The sequence below is a fragment of the Sulfitobacter sp. 1A13679 genome (assembly GCF_043557115.1).
In the GTDB taxonomy this organism is placed as follows: Bacteria; Pseudomonadota; Alphaproteobacteria; order Rhodobacterales; family Rhodobacteraceae; genus Sulfitobacter; species Sulfitobacter faviae.
In genome coordinates this window covers 295432-314160 of sequence record NZ_JBIFFO010000001.1, presented here as the reverse complement: position 1 = coordinate 314160, position 18729 = coordinate 295432, and the positions used below count along the sequence as shown (strand labels likewise).

The window sequence follows — 18729 nt, the reverse complement described above, 5'->3', positions numbered from 1 at the left end:
GGGAAGTGTGTTCACATGGGTCAATTCTCAGTGACAATTTATGGGGCTACCGGGTCAGTTCTCAGTGACAATCAACACTGATGCCTTTCGACCTCATGATTGCTTGCCACCCCTTGACGGTTCTAAGGGAAGGGAAAGGCTTCTGCCGTTTTTGATATCTCGGGTCTTGCGACATCTTGCGCTTCAGGATCGGAAGGCGCGCCTTCCAAGAAAGTCCTAACTGTTTTAGTCGGTCAGATTCTTCTAAAAGGCGAACTCTAAACTGCAGTTCCTCTTGCTCGTCACGGGTGGCCAGGGAGTGCTGTTGCCAAGCGGTCTCTTGCGGGTCATCCACCAGTCCTGTCGAGATGTACGTCCGGAATTCATCAATAGAGACTTTTAGAATAAGCCCTTCGGCATCGATAAGCCGAACTTTCCCTTCCTCCACTTGGATGTCTTCAACCTCGTAGGTCTTCTCGTCGAGTCTGAGGAGGCAACCTTGATACCTCTGAGGCGTAGGAGTCATAGCGGAAGAACCTCCAGATGGCTAAGTGACTGATTTGTCGGAGCGGCTAGCGATCTCGGGCCAAGCCGTTTGCGGCTTAATTCGACAGACAACCAGCCTTCGAGAATAGCCCGTAGCGCATCCGCTTGGGAAAGCTGATATTTGGACAAGAACTGCCCTAACATTCGCTCGCCCGGCGGTAGCTGGCATAAAGTTCTGATAGTCTTGTCAGACGACTGCTCTCCGATATGCGGCCGCAGCAGTCTTAGGTTGTAGTCGAGCGCCGACCGTAGCCCGTTCTCAGAGATGACGATCAGTCGCTCACCGAAGTCGAAGAATAGGTCAGGAAGCTCTAAGCACTGGGGGGGGTTCTGAATCCACCGCGAGTGCCTGATTTCTAAGAAGCAACGCTTCTCAGTCTGAAGCTCTACTAGAAAGTCGGGAGTGTAGGGCTTGGGCTTGTAATGAGTTCCCTTAAAGCGCTCCAAAAGGGCAGCTTTCCTCTCGTACGCTCTTCCTGTGTTGAGATCAAAAGTGCATGGTTGAGGCCGAAAGCTGATCACTCGTGGATCAAGAGCCAGTGCGTAGGCAGTGTGCAGTTCTAATCACGAAGTCTGTCGCCTTTATATTCTCAGCACTCGGAAGAAGGAGCGCGCATCCATTGCCGTACAAATTTGCGTGCCCATTGACATAGGATCACAAGGCTTTTCGATGACTTCCTTTGCGCCAATGACCAAAAGCTCTGCTCGGCTCGCAACACTCACTCAAGCTGTCATGGAGATTTTAGAAACGCTCTCAAAGCTCGGTATTTCCCAGTTTTGCCTCGCTTGATGCATGCAAATGAATGCGATAACCTTTTCCCAGAGGCGTCACTGCGCCGGTTTTTGAGGAGAATGGGATCATGAAGGCATTGAGCCGGATCGCCACAAAGGCCATTCCCATCGAAGTCCTGCGCAACGATATTCTGCAGATTTGCGGCGCTTTTGAGGTGGAACCTGCGCGCCGCGAGGGGCCGTCTCACGGTCTGGCGCGAAAGCGGGGGATGGGTGGGTTTGAAGCCGCGCTGGTTTCGCTCGATGCTCAGGAAGCGGCCCGCACGCAGACCTGCATTCGGCGCGATCCGGCCGAATATTTCTTTATGCTGGTACAGGATGTTGGCGAGTGTGTGGTGCATCAAAGCGGTGCATCTACCCTCTTGCGGCCCGGCGACATGTTTATCGTCGACGCGACGCGTCCCTCGAAATTTGTTTATGACGGGCAATTGGCGCATCAGATTTCAGTGCATCTCCCGCGGGATGAGATGATCGGCAGGTTCGGTGGCGTCTGCGATGGCGGAGTGGCGATCGACCGCAATGATCCGCTGTGGCTGGCGCTGCGCGCAGTGCTCTACAAGATGATGCACTGCCCGCCCGAGGCAGGACTGCAGTTGACCGAAGCGTTCTATGGACTGATGGGTGCCTATTTCCACGAGCGGCGCAGCCAGACCTTGGATGCCCGTGGGCAGATCATCGAACGAGCCCTACAACTCATGACCCGCCACTACCGCGACCCTCAGTTCGGGCCGAGCGCTTTGGCGCTGCATTTGGGCGTATCTCTGCGCAGCCTGCAACGCTATTTCGAACCCTTGGGCGAAACGCCGGGTCAACGTCTGCTGCAACTGCGTTTGACCCAAGCGCATGCAGAACTCTCTCGCCGCGGGGGCAAAGAGGTCTCTGTCACCGACTGCGCCTATCGCTGCGGCTTTAACGATCTTTCGCATTTCTACCGCGCCTTCCGGCAGCGCTATGGAATGACGCCCGGCGCCGTTGTCGCAGAAGTCCGCGACGGTGGCGCGATCGTCCAATAGGGCTGTCGCGTTATCCCAAGATGCCCGTCGAATCCGCGCCTAACCTCTGACCAGAGGAGGCGTTTCGGCGCGGTGCCGGAATGGGATGACGGAGGACATCATGAAAGACACCATCGATAGCATCGGCCTGATCGCGGCCGGTACACGGGTTGAGACGGGCGCGCGTTTCCCCGTGGCCAATCCCGGCACGGGGGGCCAAGCAGGCACGGCACCGGATGTCGGACAGGCAGAATTGGACCGCGCAGTCGCCGCGGCAAAGGCGGCTTTCCCCGCGTGGTCAGCCACATCCGACGAAGAACGCGCCGCCGCTTGCACAGCCGTGGCCGATAAGATCGAAGCCCATGCGGAGGAGTTGGCCCAGCTTGTCACCGCCGAGCAAGGCAAACCGTTGGGCGGCATCGGATCGCAATGGGAACTGGGCGGCGCGGTCGCTTGGGCGCGCTATACCGCGGGGCTCTCGCTGCCGATGGAAGTTCTGCAAGACACGCCGGAGGGGCGGGTCGAGATGTACCGCAAGCCGCTTGGGGTGGTGGGGTCGATCACCCCGTGGAACTTCCCCGTGCTGATCGCGGTCTGGCACATTCTGCCCGCGCTGCGTAGCGGCAATACGGTGGTCAGCAAACCGTCACCCATGACGCCGCTTGCTTCGCTGCGCATGATTGAACTGATGAACGACGTGCTGCCCGCAGGCGTGGTCAATTCGGTCAGCGCCGCTGATGGCGCATTCAACATGGGCGCGGCGATGTCCGCGCACCCGGACATAGCCAAGATCGTCTTTACCGGTTCCTGCGGGACGGGTCAGAAGGTCATGCAATCCAGCGCTGAGACGATGAAGCGTCTGACCCTTGAGATGGGCGGCAATGACGCGGGCATCGTGTTGCCCGATGCCGATCCGCAAGCGATTGCCGAAGGGTTGTTCTGGGGCGCCTTCATCAACAACGGCCAAACCTGCGCCGCGATGAAACGGCTCTATTTGCATGACGATATCCACGACGCGGTCTGTGACGCACTGGTCGCCTATGCACGCAACATCAAAGTGGGCGAGGGCACGCAGGAGGACAGCGTCCTCGGTCCCGTGCAGAACCAGATGCAGTTCGACAAGGTGGCGAAGCTGGTGGCGCAGGCCAAGGAACGCGGGCAAGTTCTGCTGGGCGGTGAACCGGGCGAGGGGCTCTTCTTCCCACCGACGATCATCACCGGGATGAGCGCCGATGACCCGTTGGTCTACGAAGAGCAATTCGGCCCCGCGCTGCCGATCATTCGTTATAGTGACCTCGACGATGCGCTGGCGCAGGCCAATGCGCTGGACGTGGGCCTTGGTGGCTCTGTCTGGTCGTCTGATAGGGCGGCGGCCAAGGAGGTGGCAAAACGGATGGAATGCGGCTCGGTCTGGATCAACAGCCATGGCATGATCCAACCCAACGCGCCCTTCGGGGGCGTCAAGAAGTCAGGCTTCGGCGTCGAGTTCGGCGAAGAGGGGCTGAAGGAATACACCGACATTCAGGTGATTTTCGCCTGACGCTGGGAGGCGAGGGCGATCATTCGGTGTCCGCCATGGCGGGCACCTTCAAGAAAAACATGAAGGGAGAAAGCATGTTACGTAAAACTCTACTCGGCGGGGCCGCGGCCCTTGCGCTGACCGGTGGGGCGTCATTCGCGCATCCGCTCGATGGTTTTTCCGGTGAGGAATACCAAAAGATCAACGAAATCCTGCGCGCAGGCGATCTGGCGGGGGATGACACGCTCTATCCGCTGATCGAATTGATCGAGCCGCCCAAGGCCGATGTGCTGGCGTGGAGCGAGGGTGACATGCTCGACCGTCGCGCGATGGTGCATATGTCCAACGCCGATAACAGCGGCTTTGTCGAGACCATCGTGAACCTGACGACCGGAGAGATCGAGAGCAGCGCGCCCACTGAGGGTCAGCCGATGATCCTCTTCAACGAGTTCGCCAACGCTATGACCGCCGCGCTAGAGCATCCCGACATGATCGCGGGGCTGGAAAAACGGGGGCTGACGCCGGATCAGGTGTTCTGCCTGCCGCTCACTGCGGGCAATTTCTTTTCGGACGAAGACGACGGCACGCGGTTAATGAAAGTGCCTTGCTATGTCTCGCCCGAAGGGTCGAATTTCTATGCCAAACCGATTGAGAACATCTATGCCGTGGTCGATCTGCAAAGCGGCAAGGCGCTGCGTGTGATTGACGAGGGCAATGTGGCGGTCCCCGAAGACGGCTGGGGCTACACGGGCGAGGAGATCGAGGCCCGGACCCCACAACGCGCCGCGACGAATCCCGCCGTGCTGACCCAAGAGGGCGGACCGAATTTCACCTATGCCGATGGCGCACTGGAATGGGACATGTGGCGCATGCGCCTGCGGGTCGACAAACGCCCCGGTCCGGTGCTGTCGAACATCGATGTGAAGGATGGCGAGGAATGGCGCACGCTGCTTTATCAAGCGCATCTGTCCGAGGTTTTTGTTCCCTATATGGACCCGAGCGCCGGGCTCTATTGGCGGACCTATATGGACAGTGGGGAATATGGCTTCGGGCTGTTCCTGACCCCGCTGGTGGCCGGGATCGACTGCCCGTCTTATGCGACCTTCCTGCCGGCAATGATCGCGGGCGATGACGGTCAGCCGCTGGAAATCCCCGACGCGGTCTGCATCTTTGAGCGCAACATCGGTGATCCGGCGTGGCGACATTTCGAGGTCTTTGCCCAAGGTCCAGATCAATACACCCCCGCCGAGGGTCGGCCCGAGACCGAGTTGGTGGTGCGTACTGCTTCAGAAGTGGGGAACTACGACTATCTGATCGACTACCGTTTCAAGCAGAACGGCCAAATGGAGATCAAGATTGGTGCCACAGGACTGGATGGTGTGAAAGGCGCCGATGCGACATCAATGGATGATCCTTCGGCGGCGCGAGAGACGGAGTACGGCACGCTTATTGCGCCCAACTTGGTGGCGGCGAACCATGACCACTACTTCAACTTCCGCCTCGACTTCGACATTGACCAGCCCAAAAACCGATTCATGACGATGGACATCGTGCCCGCCGAAGTAGCCGAAGATAGCCCGCGTCGGTCATTATGGAAGGTCGAGCATAACATGCCCAAGTCCGAGGCTGAGGCGGCCTATCAGGTATCCTCGTTCAAGCCGCGTTACTTCATGCTGCAGAACCCCGACCGCAAAGGGCCGTTGGGGCATAAACCGGGCTATATGATCCACCACGGCAGCGTGGCTTACGGGCCATTCGACTTTAAGAACGACCCCCCGATGATCCGCAACGCCTATATCGAGAATTCGGTATGGAACACGGTGCATGACCCTGAGGAACGCTATGCAGGCGGCAAGTTCGCGTTGCAAAGCGATGGGTCCGACACGCTGGCGCAGTGGGTCAAGGAAGACGCGCCGCTACAGGATCAGGACATCGTAACGTGGTTCACAGCAGGGTTTCACCATGTGCCGCGCATGGAAGATTGGCCTGTCATGTCGACGGAGTGGAAGACGGTGCATATCATGCCGCATAACTTCTTCCCGATGAACCCGGCGATTACCATCCGCGATCCTGAATAAGGGCACGTGAGAAAAGAGAAAGACGGGCAGTGGGGGCTGCTCGTCTCTCTCCAGGGGGGCCTTAAGCATTCTGTGCAAGACTATCATTGTTTAACGATTATTAGTGGCGGTGCGCATCTTGATCTGATGATTGCCAAACCACTGTCCAACTGGGGTTCGTTAACTCAGCGACCCTGAGCACGTTTTCGTCGGTCACCGTGACGAATGCTTGGAGGGGTTCGAAATGTCCGGCACACCAGAGGGTCGCCCCTCGAGACGGGCACGTCGCTGCCCGGCTTCAGACCAGTCGCGGTCCAGGGCGTGGGATCGATCAATGTCTTTGGCACCGAATACGCAATGCGCTTTTGGTTGAACCCTGAAAAGGTGGTTCCATTTTAGCATGTTGTTGAGCGCGGCAAAGAAGAGATGGCTATACATTCCCGATAGCCTTTGCGGCAAAGCGAGCTGCTCTATGCGCTTCATCGCCACTCTATCACAAACAGCCTTTCAACCCGACCGCGGAACAACGTCGGGATCGGGATAATGTGCAACCATCCAGGGGTAATTGCTTAATCTATTAAAGACCTGAGAGATTACGGCTTGAGGCGCCATTCGAAGTCTTCGAGATGGAACTTAGGGCTTCTTTGGGCAGATATCTTCGCGCTTTCTGGTAGAAACTCCGCACGCTGTTCGATAACGCACAGAGTGTGTTTGAAGGTAGAGAGTTGCGTATTTTTGCGTCTAAATTAGGTGCACCTGACGTAACGTATGCATCTCAAACGGAGAAATAGATTCAGATGAAAAACTTCCTTCTTACGACGGCAATGGGCGCAACACTCGCGACTGCGGCGCAGGCTGAAACGATGACCTATGTGCTCGATCCTTCCCATAGTCAGATCGTGTTCAGCTATAATCACTTGGGTTTCTCGACCACCACAGGCATGTTCTCTGGGTTCGAGGGCAGTATAGAGCTGGACCAAGAAGACCCGGCAGCATCGAGCGTCTCTGTTTCATTTCCCGCCAAGAGCCTCATCACCGGCTGGCCCGCCCGCGAAGCGCATTTTCTGAGTGAAGATTTCTTCGGCGCCGAAGCGAACCCCTTGGTGACATTCACCTCGACGTCAATCGAAGTAACCGACGAAGAGACCGGCAAGATCACCGGCGATCTGACCATGAATGGCATCACGAAGTCCGTCGTCTTGGACGCAACACTGAACCAGTTGGGCGATCATCCGATGGAAAACCGGCCCTGGGCCGGGTTTGACGCGACGACGAAGCTGCTGCGCTCGGATTTCGACATGGGCCAGTTCGCCCCGTTTGTCGGGGATGAGGTTGCGATCGATATCTCGATCGAAGCAATGGTGCCCGCTAAATAATCGAAGCCTCATACTTTACCACAAGGGTCGCGCGATTCCTCGCGCGGCCCTTTTTTCGTCTCGATGGTGCAGGGTCTATTCTGGCTTAGTTGCCACCAGTTCTATCCGGACCTCCACAGCAAACCCGACAGAGCTTTCGTCCGGATAGGCCATTCCCATGCCGAAGTCACGGCGGTCCAGAACCGTGCCGCCCGAGGCTTTGGCCGTGCGTCCTGTCACCTCGAGATCGAAGTCGAGCGTGACGGGAACACTCTGCCCGACCAGTGTCAGGGAGCCGGAGGCTTGGTGCTTCGGTCCGCCGATTAGCACGATGTTGCCCTGAAACACGGCGGTATCATGGGCGGCGACATCGAAGAACTCGGGGCCTTTCGCCTGGTCCGTCACGGACCCAAGTGTAAGGGAGGTCATATCGATCACCGTCTTAACGGCGCCTATTCGGGTTACTTCATCATACTCGATCTCAGCCTGCCAATTGGCAAATCCGCCGGTGACCTCGGCCCTCATTTGCTTGATTGTGATCGACAGGCTGCCGTCCTGCACGACCCATCCTTCGGTCTGTTTAGCAGGGAATTGTGACGCGGCTTCCACGTTGTGAGCGGGGCCAAACACGGTCAGGGCGCCGCCGATTGCAAAGGTCCAGATCCCTATTGCGGCGAGAACGGAGGCCGTCTTGCCGGGGTGAGTGGCCGCCTTGCCGGCAGCCCGTCCGTTCCACATGCGGGCCAAGGTGCCATCGCGGTCAATCAGCGCGTGTTTAATTGCGCCCCCGATATGCGCCGCGACCATCGTTGCCAAAACGATCCCCGCAATCCAGTGAACATTGGCTGCCGCACCGGCAAGGCGCTCCGATTCCGGAATAAACGGCAAGCTTTGGGGGAAGGGCCACCAGATTGGCGCAAATCCCACTTCGGCCGAATGGATCACCCAGCCGGAAAGCGGGAGCACGAAAATGGCGGCGTAGAGCACCCAATGCGCCGTGTCCGCGGCGAAGGTTTCGAGGCGCCGGTCGGGATGGAGAGGCACGGGACGCGGTTGCGAGATTGCCCAGCCGACCCGCAATACTGCCAAAGCCAAGATCGTCACGCCGATCGTCTTATGAGACGAATATAACAGCCGAAGGAAGACCACGGTATCGCCACTACGCGGCGTGAACTTCCCGATCAATCCAAGTGCTATGTCTGACAGCACCAGGAGCGCGATGCTCCAATGGAAAAAACGGGCGACGCGCCCGTAGCTGGCGGTTGTGTTTGATATCATCGGACCCTCGCATGTCTTGACTGGGTTTCCGATATCAAGACTTCGCCGCCAGCACATTCCGTTGTTTTCACACAACCTCTGTGCGCAGATGGAAAAGCCACGGTTTAGCGAGGCGCAACTCGGAGGGCAGGTGCCCGCATGCGCACGTCTTTCGGCTTAACTATCCATGCAATGTATGGGTGTTTGCGGGAACGCAGCGTAATCCTTGGCGATCGGTTTTTCTCGCGCGGCGTCGCGGAATTAACGAATGGCCGATCTGGTGAAGCCGTGCTGTGGCGTCGAAAGGGGATGTGAGTGTCCGGTTTGGGCTCAAAGCCGCCTTTCGCACCGCAGCACAAACATCTGTTCCGCAGTTGCTTGAATGTCAGCTATCGCCATCGACGCGTGGCAACCTCGTAGTTTCAGTGAATGCACACTATCCGCCCTTGGCGCCCAGCAGACCTCATCGTGGCCTAAGTTCTTGCGATCCTAGAGCCCGAAAGCCGCTCCTAGCTTAAAAAAGCAACCTGAAGAGCAATTGTTGCTTCACCCATGTCGTCGCAGGCCAAGCAAACCTAAGGTCGTGCAGATCTATGCGCAATTTGTGCAATACTATGGGGGGCGGGCAGGATTACACGCACCTCTACACCGCCTCAAAAATCCAAATTCTCCACGCTCAGCGCGTTCTGCTGGATGAACTCGCGGCGCGGCTCGACCACGTCGCCCATCAGCTTGGTGAAGAGATCGTCCGCCTCGGCCATGTCCTCCACGCGGACCTGCAGGAGCGTGCGCGCGTCGGGGTCGAGAGTGGTTTCCCACAGCTGGTCGGGGTTCATCTCGCCCAGACCTTTGTAGCGTTGCAGCGACAGGCCTTTCTCGCCCTCGGCAAGGATCGCGTTGAGCAGGTCCATGGGGCCATAGATCATCTGGCTGCGGTCCTTGCGGATGAGCTTAGCGGGCTGGTCGTAGACCTCCTGCAGGTGCTGCGTGAAGCTCCCGGATTTCTTCGCCTCGCCCGAGCGCAGCATGCGGCCGTCGAGGGTGCGCACCTCTTCCACGCCGCGCAGGATGCGGGCGAGGCGGATGCCGTGGTCTTGGGTGATCCGGCCCTGCCAGCCGCGCTCGTATTCCAGCGCGATCAGGTTCAAACGGTCGGCGACCTTGTCGGCCACGCCCTGCAGGTCGCTGTCCACCGCGCCCTCGACAAAGGCCCCGGCGATTGCGGCCTGTTCGAGGATATGGCGGGGGTAATGGGTCGGGAAGGCTTCCAGCACGCGTTTCAGCTGGCGGGCCATGTCGACCACGCGGGTGAGGTCTTGACCGGTGATCTCCTCGCCATTGCCTTGGCGCAGCATGGCGCCGTCGACACCCTGCTGGATCAGGTAGTCCTCCATCGCGGCCTCATCCTTGAGGTAGACCTCGGACTTGCCGCGCGAGACTTTGTAGAGCGGCGGCTGCGCGATGTAGAGGTGGCCGTTCTCGATAAGTTCGGGCATCTGGCGGTAGAAGAAGGTCAGCAAGAGTGTGCGGATATGCGCGCCGTCGACGTCAGCGTCGGTCATGATGACGATCTTGTGGTAGCGCAGCTTGTCAAGGTTGAACTCATCCCGCCCGATCCCGGTGCCGAGCGCCATGACGAGGTTGCCGATTTCCTGAGAGCCAAGCATCCGGTCGAAACGCGCGCGCTCAACGTTGAGGATCTTACCCTTCAGCGGCAGGATCGCCTGCGTTTGCCGGTCACGGCCCGTCTGGGCCGAGCCGCCCGCGCTGTCCCCCTCGACGAGGAAGACTTCGGTCTTGGCCGGGTCTTTTTCCGAGCAATCCTTGAGCTTCCCGGCGAGGAAGTTGACGTCCATCGCCGTTTTGCGGCGGGTCAACTCGCGCGCCTTGCGGGCCGCCTCGCGGGCCTGTGCGGCCTCCACGATTTTGCCGACGATCTGCTTGGCCTCGTTGGGGTTCTCTTCGAACCATTCGGCAAGGCGCTCGTTCATTAGCCCTTCGACCGCCGGGCGCACTTCGGAGGAGACCAGCTTGTCCTTGGTCTGTGATGAGAACTTCGGATCGGGCACTTTCACCGACAGCACGCAGGTCAGACCCTCGCGGGCGTCGTCGCCGGTAAAGCTGATCTTCTCCTTCTTGGCGATGCCGCTGGTCTGGGCATAGGCGTTAATCGTGCGCGTCAGCGCGCCGCGGAAGCCCGCCATATGGGTGCCGCCGTCGCGCTGCGGGATGTTGTTGGTGAAGGGCAGCACCGTCTCGTGGTAGCTGTCGTTCCACCACATGGCGACCTCGATGCCGATGTCGTCCCGCTCCCCGGTGATGAAGATCGGCTCGTCCATGACCGCGTGTTTGTGCCGGTCGAGGTATTTGACGAATTCCTTCACGCCGCCTTCGTAGTAAAGCTCGGTCTGCAGCGGCTCGACGGGGCGTTCGTCCTTCAGGATGATGCGCACGCCGGAGTTCAGAAAGGCCAGTTCGCGCAGGCGCTTTTCCAGCGTCTCGAAGCTGTAGTCGATGTTCGAGAATGTCTCGGTCGAGGCCATGAAGCGGACTTCCGTGCCGGTGCGGTCGGTCTCGCCCACGACTTCGAGGTGCTTGGTGGTGAAGCCCCCCTCGAACCGCGCGATATGTTCCTTGCCCTCGCGCCAAATGCGCAGTTCCAGCCAGTCCGAAAGCGCGTTCACGACCGAGACGCCGACCCCGTGCAGACCGCCCGAGACCTTGTAGGAGTTACTGTCGAACTTTCCGCCCGCGTGAAGCTGGGTCATGATGACTTCGGCGGCCGAGACGCCCTCTTCTTCGTGGATGCCCACCGGAATGCCGCGGCCGTTGTCGCTCACCGATACGCTGGAATCCGCGTGGATCGTGACGGTCACCGCATCGGCATGACCGGCTAGCGCCTCGTCAATGCCGTTGTCCACGACCTCATAGACCATGTGGTGCAGGCCCGAGCCGTCATCGGTGTCCCCGATATACATGCCGGGGCGTTTGCGAACGGCCTCCAACCCTTTGAGAACCTTGATGGAATCGGCACCGTATTCCTGTGGTGTCAGATCAGTGTCGGACATGCGGAAAAAACCCTTATCGTTTGCCCGATTTATAGTGTTTTCGACCGGCATTGTCACGCGAATGACACAAGATTTTGTGTCAGGCGAAGGGGATGATCAGGCCCACGAAAACCAGCATCGCGCCGGAGATCAGATTGATCCGTCGCAGGGTGCGCGGAGCGGTCAGAAAGCCGCGCAGATGGCCCACTAGGAGGGCGATCACGAGGTTGCCGACGAGCGGCACGATGACCGAGGCGGCGAGGATCAGCCCGATGTCGGGGGCGGTGACCGCGCGCAGATCGAAGAAGCCTGGCAGCACGCCCATGTAGAAGAGCACCGCCTTGGGATTGCCGAGGATCGCAATGAGCCCCGCGATGAAACCGGGCCACATGCCGGGGCGGGTGAGGCGGCTGTCGGTGTCGATCTTCGCACCCGCCTGCCGGATCAGGCCCAGCCCCATGGCGATGAACACCAGTGCAGCGGTCCAGCGCAGCACCTCCATAAGCGTGTCGAAGGCCGAGACGATCCAAGTGATCCCCAAGATCGCCACCAACGGCCAGAGCATGTCGCCGATCGCGACGCCGAGCGCTAGCGGCCACGCCGCCTGAAACCCGCCCGAAAGCGCCCGGGCCATCATCGCCAGCCAGACCGGGCCGGGAGTGAGGAAGAGGATCAGCAGAGCGCCGCAGTAGAGCAGCAGGTCGGTGGGCGAGAGGGTCATGACTGCCGCGCCACCTGCGACAGGCCGTCATCCTCGGTGACTTCTACGTATTGCGCGCGGTCCCCAAGGCTGTCGAAAAGCTCCGGCCCCGTGCCCGTCATCCAGGCCTGCGCGCCGAGCGCCGTGATCTCGTCGTAAAGCGCCGCTCGGCGGCCCGCGTCGAGATGCGCGGCCACCTCGTCCAGTAGCAGGATCGGCGGCGCGCCGAAATCGGCGGCGATGGCGCGGGCATTGGCGAGGATGAGCGAGACCAGCAGCGCCTTCTGTTCCCCGGTGGAGCAATCCCGCGCGGCGATGCCCTTGGCGGCATAGGTGCCCTCCAGATCGGCGCGGTGTGGGCCGATCAGCGTGCGCCCGGCGGCGACATCGCGCATCCGGTTGTCCGACAGCGCCCGGCGCAGCCCCTCGGCACTGTCGGGCATGTCGTTTTGGAGCATCAGCGTGGCGATGGGGAAGGCGGTCTGCGCCTCCTCCTGCGCGCTCGCGAGGGCCGTGAGGGCCTGTTGCCGGTTGGCATGGATCTGCGCCCCGGTCTCGGCCATGCGGTCTTCGAGGGCGGCGTACCACGCGGGCTCGCGCACCATGTCCTTCAGCAGACGGTTGCGCTCGCGCATGGCCTTCTCGTAGCTGAGCGACAGTTCGGCGTGATCGGGCAGCATCGACAGGGTCACCCGGTCGAGAAAGCGCCGCCGCCCCTCGGCGCCTTCGATCCAGAGCCGATCCATCGCAGGGATGAGCCAGAGCACGCGGGCAATGCGGCCAAGCGCTGTCTGGGCCGCAGCCTTGCCGTCGATCTTGGTCTGCCGGGCGGCACCGCCCTCGGACCAGATTTCGACCTCGTGGAGAACGCTTGGGCCGTGCAAGACCCCGGTGATTTTCCAGCCCAAAGCCTCGGGACGGCGGGTCATGTCTTGCGCGCTGCTGCGCCGCAGCCCGCGTCCGGGCGACAGGAGCGAGATCGCCTCGATCACATTGGTCTTGCCAGCGCCGTTGGGGCCGTAGAGCGCCACAGGACGCGCGTCGACATCGATCACCGCCCGTTTGTGCGAGCGAAAATGCGAGAGGCCGAGACCGGAGAGATACAGCTGCGCCATTCAGACCCCGTTTTCTTTGAAAGAAAACGGCGCGGAAATTGTGAAAATTTTCGCCAGCGTCACACGCGCATCGGCATGACGACATAGACCGCCGAGGTATCGGTGCCCTCGCGCATCAGGGTCGGATCGCCCGAGGAGTTGAACAGGAAGACGGCGTTTTCGCGGTCCACTTGGCTTGCGATCTCCAGCAGGTATTTCGCGTTGAAGCCGATCTCGAGCCGCTCGTCGCCATAGGCCACGGCCAGCTCTTCTTCCGCCGCACCGCTGTCCGGCGCGTTGACCGACAGCACTAGGCGGTCTTCGTCGAGTTGCAGTTTCACGGCGCGGGAGCGCTCGGACGAGACGGTCGCCACACGGTCCACCGCGCGGGCAAAATCGGCAGCGTCAACTTCCATCTTGCGGGTGTTCCCCTGCGGAATCACGCGGGTGTAGTCGGGGAAGGTACCGTCGATGACCTTGGAGGTCAGGGTGATGGCGGGGGTCGCGAAACGGATCTTGGTTTCCGAGACCGAGACGGCAATTTCCATCTCGTCATCGTCGAGCAGTTTGCGCAGCTCGCCCACGGTCTTGCGCGGCACGATCACGCCGGGCATCTCCGACGCACCCTCGGGCATCTCGGCGTCGATCCGGGCCAGACGGTGACCGTCGGTGGCCACGCAGCGCAGCGCCTTGCCGCCCTCGGCATCCGCCACATGCAGGTAGACCCCGTTGAGGTAATAGCGCGTCTCTTCGGTGGAGATGGCGAATTTCGACTTGTCAAACAGGCGGCGCAGCACCGGGGCCGGGGCCGAGAAGTTCGAGGCATATTCCGAAGACGCCATGACGGGGAAATCCTCGCGCGGCAGGGTGGCCAGCGAGAAGTTGGAGCGGCCCGCTTCGACCGTCAGGCGGCCAGCGGCGGTGTCGGCGGTGAGGCTGATCAGCGCGCCGTCGGGCAGTTTGCGCACGATTTCGTGCAGCAGCGTGGCCGAAACGGTGGTGGCGCCCGCGCGTTCCACTTGGGCGGCGACCTTGTCGACCACCTCGATATCCAGATCGGTGGCGCGGAAGGAGACATCGCTGCCCTCGGCCTCGATCAGCACGTTGGCGAGGATCGGAATGGTGTTGCGGCGCTCGACCACGGATTGGGCTTGCGAAACGGCTTTGAGCAGTGCCGCGCGTTCGATGCTGAATTTCATATGCCTTCTCCCATACCGACTGCCGGGAGAGGCAAACTACCCGGTTCCCACGCTTACACAAGAACTTTTGTGGATTTGTTGAAGTGAATGCAAGAGGGGCGCAAGCTGCGCCCCCGATCGCTGTTTGACCGTGTCCTGAGGACAACCCTCAGGCCGCTATGATTAGGATTCGAGCGCCCGGCGCAGCAGTTCCAGATCCTCGGCGATCTGCCCGTCCGAGACCTTGAGTTCTTCGATCCGGCGCACCCCGTGCATGACGGTGGTGTGGTCGCGCCCGCCAAAGCGGCGGCCGATCTCGGGCAGGGAGCGGCTGGTCATCTGCTTGCACAGATACATCGCCACCTGCCGCGGGCGCGCGTAGCTGCGCAGACGCTTGGGGCCGATCATGTCGCTCAGGCGGATGTTGTAATGGTCGGAAACCTTGCGCTGGATTTCCTCGACCGAGATCTTGCGCTCGGAGGCGCGCAGCACGTCGGCCAGACAATCTTGGGTCAGCCCCATGTCGATCTCACGGCCCACCAGCGAGGCGAAGGCGAAGAGACGGGTCAGCGCACCTTCGAGCACACGGACGTTCGAGGTGATGCGATGCGCGAGGAATTCCAACACGCCGTCGGCGACTTCAAGGTCGGGATAGGTCTTGCGCTGCACGTCGACCTTGCTTTGCAGAATGCCGAGGCGCAACTCGTAGTCAGTGGGGTGCAGATCGACGATCAAGCCGCATTGCAGTCGCGATTTCACGCGGTCTTCGAGATCCTTGATCTCACCCGGGGCGCGGTCGGCGGAGATGATGATTTGCTTGTGCTGGTCCACGAGCGCGTTGAACGTGTGGAAGAACTCTTCTTGCGTTGAATCCTTGCCCGCGATGAACTGCACGTCATCGACCATCAGCACGTCGACGGAGCGGAAGATTTCCTTGAAATCCATCATCTTGCGGTCGCGCAGGGCCTGCACGAAACGGTACATGAACTGCTCAGCCGAGAGGTAGAGCACGTTCATCTCGGGCTTGCGCTCATGCAATTCGCGGGCGATCGCGTGCATCAGGTGGGTCTTACCAAGGCCGACGCCCCCATAAAGGAACAGCGGGTTAAAGGTCACGGGGCCGCCTTCAGCGACACGGCGGGCGGCGGCATGGGCCAGTTCGTTGGGCTTGCCGACGACGAAATTGTCAAAGCTGAAGCGCGGGTCGAGCGGGGCGGTGCTGAGCTGCGAATTGGCGGCAGGTTTCGCGGCAGCCGAGGTCTGACGCGCAGCCGGGGCGGGCTTTTCGGCGGCAGGGGTGGGCTGCTGATTCAGGGCAAAGTTCAGGCGCGTGGCATCGGTGCCGGTCGCGTTGATCTCATGCAGAATCAGGTCCGAGAAGTTCTGGCTGACGTAGTTGCCGAAGAAATTCGTCGGCACCTTGAGTGTCACGATTCCGTCTTCGACGGCGCCGGGCACAAGCGGTTCAATCCAGGTAGTGTAGTTGTTCTGCCCCACGGTCTTTAGAAGCCGCTCTTTGATCTCGCCCCAGTGATCTAATGTCATCGTGCCTTACGTCCCGCTTTGCTCTTCGCACAGAGGCCGAGTGGATCCCGGCCCTTAATATTGTTTCACCCGGCAACAGGTCATCCACCCGGTCCCACGCGGATGACCGACCTGTGTCCTTCGGACTTTTAAAGAATGGCCTGCCCATGAGCCTTCTGTGCCGTAAACCGGCGCAAGAGGCGCTGAACGAACCGTTCGTGTTCTCATCGACAGGGTAAACGTGCTGGCAGCAGCATTCACGATGGCGCGCGGAACCGTCTGTGAACGGTCACTTGCACCCCCCTGAATTTGGCATTCTGCCAGTTGGCTGACGCCGTGTTCAGGGCCTGTCCCCCCAAGCGAAATGAATCGCTGGACCTTTGGTAGCAAGTGTTTCCGGTTCGCTTCAACATATCTTCCATCTTGACTCAGAGATTGCCGGAAAAGAATCTCTGGCGTGTTTTTTTCGCTGCACCCGCACGAAAAAAGGCGCCGCAATGCGGCGCCTCTTGTGTTTCTAAGGGCTTGGCTATGAAGCCAAATTAGCCCAGTGCTTTGACCCGCGCGGACAGGCGCGACATTTTGCGCGACGCGGTATTCTTGTGGAAAACGCCTTTGGTGACGCCGCGCATCAGCTCGGGCTGGGCGGCTTTCAGAGCGGCGGTTGCGGCTTCTTTATCACCGGAGGTGATCGCCTCTTCGACCTTGCGCAGGTAGGTGCGGATGCGCGAACGGCGTGCTTTGTTGATCGCAAAACGCTTTTCGTTTTGACGGGCGCGCTTTGCGGATTGACGGGTGTTTGCCATGAGTATCAGCCTTCGGGTTCATATGTTGCGTAGCAATGCGTGACGCCAACCCGACCGAAAATCCGGATCCCCCTTTGGGGTAGGTGATTCTAGCCAGAGCGGGCTGCACGCGCATGTATTGGTGCCGCCTATAAGGCAGCGGGCGCGGCAATGCAAGCCGCGCCGGGGGCGACGCTTATTTGTCGCGGAATTGCGCTTCGCGCTTTTCGAGGAAGGCGGACATGCCTTCTTTCTGGTCTTCGGTGTTGAACAGCGAATGGAACATGCGGCGTTCGAACAGCAACCCCTCGCTCAGCGGCACCTCATAGGCGCGGTTCACGCATTCCTTGACCACGGTGGCCGAGATCATGGATTTCTCGGCGATCTTGGCTGCGGCGCCCATCGCCTCTTCCATCAGCTTTTTCACCGGCACCACGCGCGACACGAGGCCCGAGCGTTCGGCTTCTTCGGCATCCATGAAGCGGCCCGTGAGGTTCATGTCCATCGCTTTGGACTTGCCCACCAAACGGGTCAGACGCTGGGTGCCGCCGATGCCCGCCACGACGCCAAGGTTGATCTCGGGCTGGCCGAACTTGGCGCTTTCCGAACAGATGATGAAGTCGCACATCATCGCCAGCTCGCAGCCCCCGCCGAGGGCATAGCCCGACACAGCGGCGATGATCGGCTTGCGCACGCGCAGAATCTGATCGGTTTCGGGCGTGAAAAGATCCCCCATGAAGACGTCGACAAAGCTTTTCTCGCGCATCATCGCGATATCGGCCCCGGCGGCGAATGCCTTCTCCGAGCCGGTGATGACGATGCAGCGGACCTTGTCGTTTTCCTGCGCGCTTTTCAGCGCCTTGGCGAGTTCACCCAGCAGCGCCTCGTTGAGCGCGTTCAGCGCATCCGGGCGGTTCAGGGTGATCAGGGCCACATGGTTGTCCACGTCCACGGTGATCGTTTCGTAAGCCATCAAGAATGCTCTTTGTTGTTGCGCTCAGGGGAATGTGCATACCACGGCACCCCCATGTTTCAAGTTATCTTTGGCAACGCGGACAATAGAAGGAAGAGCGTCCGCTTTGCACGATGCGCGCGATTGCCCCGTCGCAACCCGGTCTGCGGCAGGCTTGGCCCTCGCGGCCATAGACGTCGAAACTGTGCTGGAAATAGCCCAATTCGCCATCCGCCTGCCGAAAATCCTTGAGCGACGATCCCCCCGCCGTGATCGCGTCGGCCAGCACTTGGCGGATGATCGGCACCAGCCCGGCGACCCGCGTGGCCGAGATGCGCCCGGCCTTGCGGGCCGGGTGAATCCCCGCGCGGTAAAGCGCTTCGCAGACATAGATATTGCCCAAGCCCGCCACGATCCGCTGATCCAGCAGCGCCGATTTGATCGGCGTGTTGCGGCCTTTCAGCGCGGCGACCAGATGCGCTTCGTGAAAGTCGTTGCCCAAGGGTTCCGGCCCGAGCGAGGCCAGCAGCTTGTGCGTTTCGGCCCCGGCAGTGGGCATCAAATCCATCGCGCCGAAACGGCGCGGGTCGTTAAAGGTGATCCGCGCACCGTTACCCATATGCAACACGACGTGGTCATGTTTTTCGGGCGCGGGGTGGTTGTGCTGAAACTGCCCCAGAGGGTCCCCCGAAACCAGCATCCGCCCGGACATGCCCAGATGCACCAAGAGCGATTCCCCGCTGGCCAGATCGGCGAGGATGTATTTCGACCGCCGCCGCAGCAGGCCGACGCGCTGCCCTGTCAGCCGCTCCGCCATCCGCTCGGGGAAGGGCCAGCGCAGATCGGGGCGGTTCACCTCGGCGCGGGCGATCACTTGGCCCTCCATCGCGGGGGCCAGCCCCCGGCGGACGGTTTCGACCTCTGGCAGTTCCGGCATCTCGGTTTCCCCTCT

The 18729-nt window shown here is 60.5% G+C and carries 14 protein-coding genes; 4 read left to right on the top strand and 10 right to left on the bottom strand.

Going from position 1 to position 18729, the window contains the following annotated elements; all coding sequences use genetic code 11:
* Nucleotides 1-61: 61 nt before the first annotated feature.
* Nucleotides 62-505: a hypothetical protein gene (locus ACGYLA_RS01595; protein WP_394429760.1), complete on the bottom strand. Its 444-nt coding sequence runs from the start codon at nucleotides 503-505 to the stop codon at nucleotides 62-64.
* A gap of 880 nt (nucleotides 506-1385) precedes the next feature.
* Here ACGYLA_RS01595 and ACGYLA_RS01590 point away from each other — a divergent pair.
* The 4 genes from ACGYLA_RS01590 to ACGYLA_RS01575 all read left to right on the top strand — a co-directional run bounded on the left by ACGYLA_RS01590 (nucleotide 1386) and on the right by ACGYLA_RS01575 (nucleotide 7261).
* A complete protein-coding gene (locus tag ACGYLA_RS01590; protein ID WP_394429758.1) occupies nucleotides 1386-2330 on the top strand; it encodes a helix-turn-helix domain-containing protein in 945 nt (314 codons plus the stop codon).
* A 100-nt stretch (nucleotides 2331-2430) separates the two neighbouring features.
* Nucleotides 2431-3849 carry an aldehyde dehydrogenase family protein gene (locus ACGYLA_RS01585; RefSeq protein ID WP_394429756.1) on the top strand — a complete coding sequence of 473 codons (1419 nt, stop codon included), beginning with the start codon at nucleotides 2431-2433 and terminating at the stop codon, nucleotides 3847-3849.
* Between the two features lie 74 nt (nucleotides 3850-3923).
* Nucleotides 3924-5906: a tyramine oxidase gene (locus ACGYLA_RS01580; protein ID WP_394429754.1), complete on the top strand. Its 1983-nt coding sequence runs from the start codon at nucleotides 3924-3926 to the stop codon at nucleotides 5904-5906.
* 776 nt (nucleotides 5907-6682) lie between these two features.
* The gene (locus ACGYLA_RS01575) at nucleotides 6683-7261 is read left to right on the top strand and encodes a YceI family protein (protein ID WP_067628442.1); all 579 of its coding nucleotides are present in this window, start codon (nucleotides 6683-6685) and stop codon (nucleotides 7259-7261) included.
* Nucleotides 7262-7336: 75 nt separating this feature from the next.
* Here the strand turns inward: ACGYLA_RS01575 and ACGYLA_RS01570 are convergent, their stop codons facing one another.
* The 9 genes from ACGYLA_RS01570 to mutM form a co-directional block, all read right to left on the bottom strand.
* Nucleotides 7337-8518 (bottom strand): cytochrome b/b6 domain-containing protein, encoded by a 1182-nt coding sequence (locus ACGYLA_RS01570; RefSeq protein ID WP_394429751.1) that lies wholly within the window; start codon nucleotides 8516-8518, stop codon nucleotides 7337-7339.
* 632 nt (nucleotides 8519-9150) lie between these two features.
* Entirely contained in the window at nucleotides 9151-11565 is a 2415-nt protein-coding gene (gyrB, locus tag ACGYLA_RS01565) for a DNA topoisomerase (ATP-hydrolyzing) subunit B (RefSeq protein ID WP_394429749.1), read from the bottom strand.
* Nucleotides 11566-11644: 79 nt separating this feature from the next.
* Entirely contained in the window at nucleotides 11645-12265 is a 621-nt protein-coding gene (locus tag ACGYLA_RS01560) for a LysE family translocator (protein ID WP_394429747.1), read from the bottom strand.
* The gene (recF, locus tag ACGYLA_RS01555) at nucleotides 12262-13359 is read right to left on the bottom strand and encodes a DNA replication/repair protein RecF (protein ID WP_394429745.1); all 1098 of its coding nucleotides are present in this window, start codon (nucleotides 13357-13359) and stop codon (nucleotides 12262-12264) included. The genes ACGYLA_RS01560 and recF overlap by 4 nt, the downstream gene beginning before the upstream one ends.
* Nucleotides 13360-13418: 59 nt before the next feature.
* On the bottom strand, nucleotides 13419-14537 hold the full coding sequence (gene dnaN, locus ACGYLA_RS01550) for a DNA polymerase III subunit beta (RefSeq protein ID WP_209216850.1): 1119 nt from the start codon (nucleotides 14535-14537) through the stop codon (nucleotides 13419-13421).
* 162 nt (nucleotides 14538-14699) lie between these two features.
* The gene (dnaA, locus tag ACGYLA_RS01545; RefSeq protein ID WP_136720544.1) at nucleotides 14700-16061 is read right to left on the bottom strand and encodes a chromosomal replication initiator protein DnaA; all 1362 of its coding nucleotides are present in this window, start codon (nucleotides 16059-16061) and stop codon (nucleotides 14700-14702) included.
* 521 nt (nucleotides 16062-16582) lie between these two features.
* Entirely contained in the window at nucleotides 16583-16846 is a 264-nt protein-coding gene (gene rpsT / locus ACGYLA_RS01540) for a 30S ribosomal protein S20 (protein WP_067261164.1), read from the bottom strand.
* A gap of 175 nt (nucleotides 16847-17021) precedes the next feature.
* Nucleotides 17022-17798, bottom strand: a complete 777-nt coding sequence (locus tag ACGYLA_RS01535) for an enoyl-CoA hydratase (RefSeq protein WP_067261165.1) — start codon at nucleotides 17796-17798, stop codon at nucleotides 17022-17024.
* A 64-nt stretch (nucleotides 17799-17862) separates the two neighbouring features.
* Nucleotides 17863-18714 carry a bifunctional DNA-formamidopyrimidine glycosylase/DNA-(apurinic or apyrimidinic site) lyase gene (gene mutM / locus ACGYLA_RS01530; RefSeq protein ID WP_209216843.1) on the bottom strand — a complete coding sequence of 284 codons (852 nt, stop codon included), beginning with the start codon at nucleotides 18712-18714 and terminating at the stop codon, nucleotides 17863-17865.
* Between the last annotated feature and the right edge of the window lie 15 nt (nucleotides 18715-18729).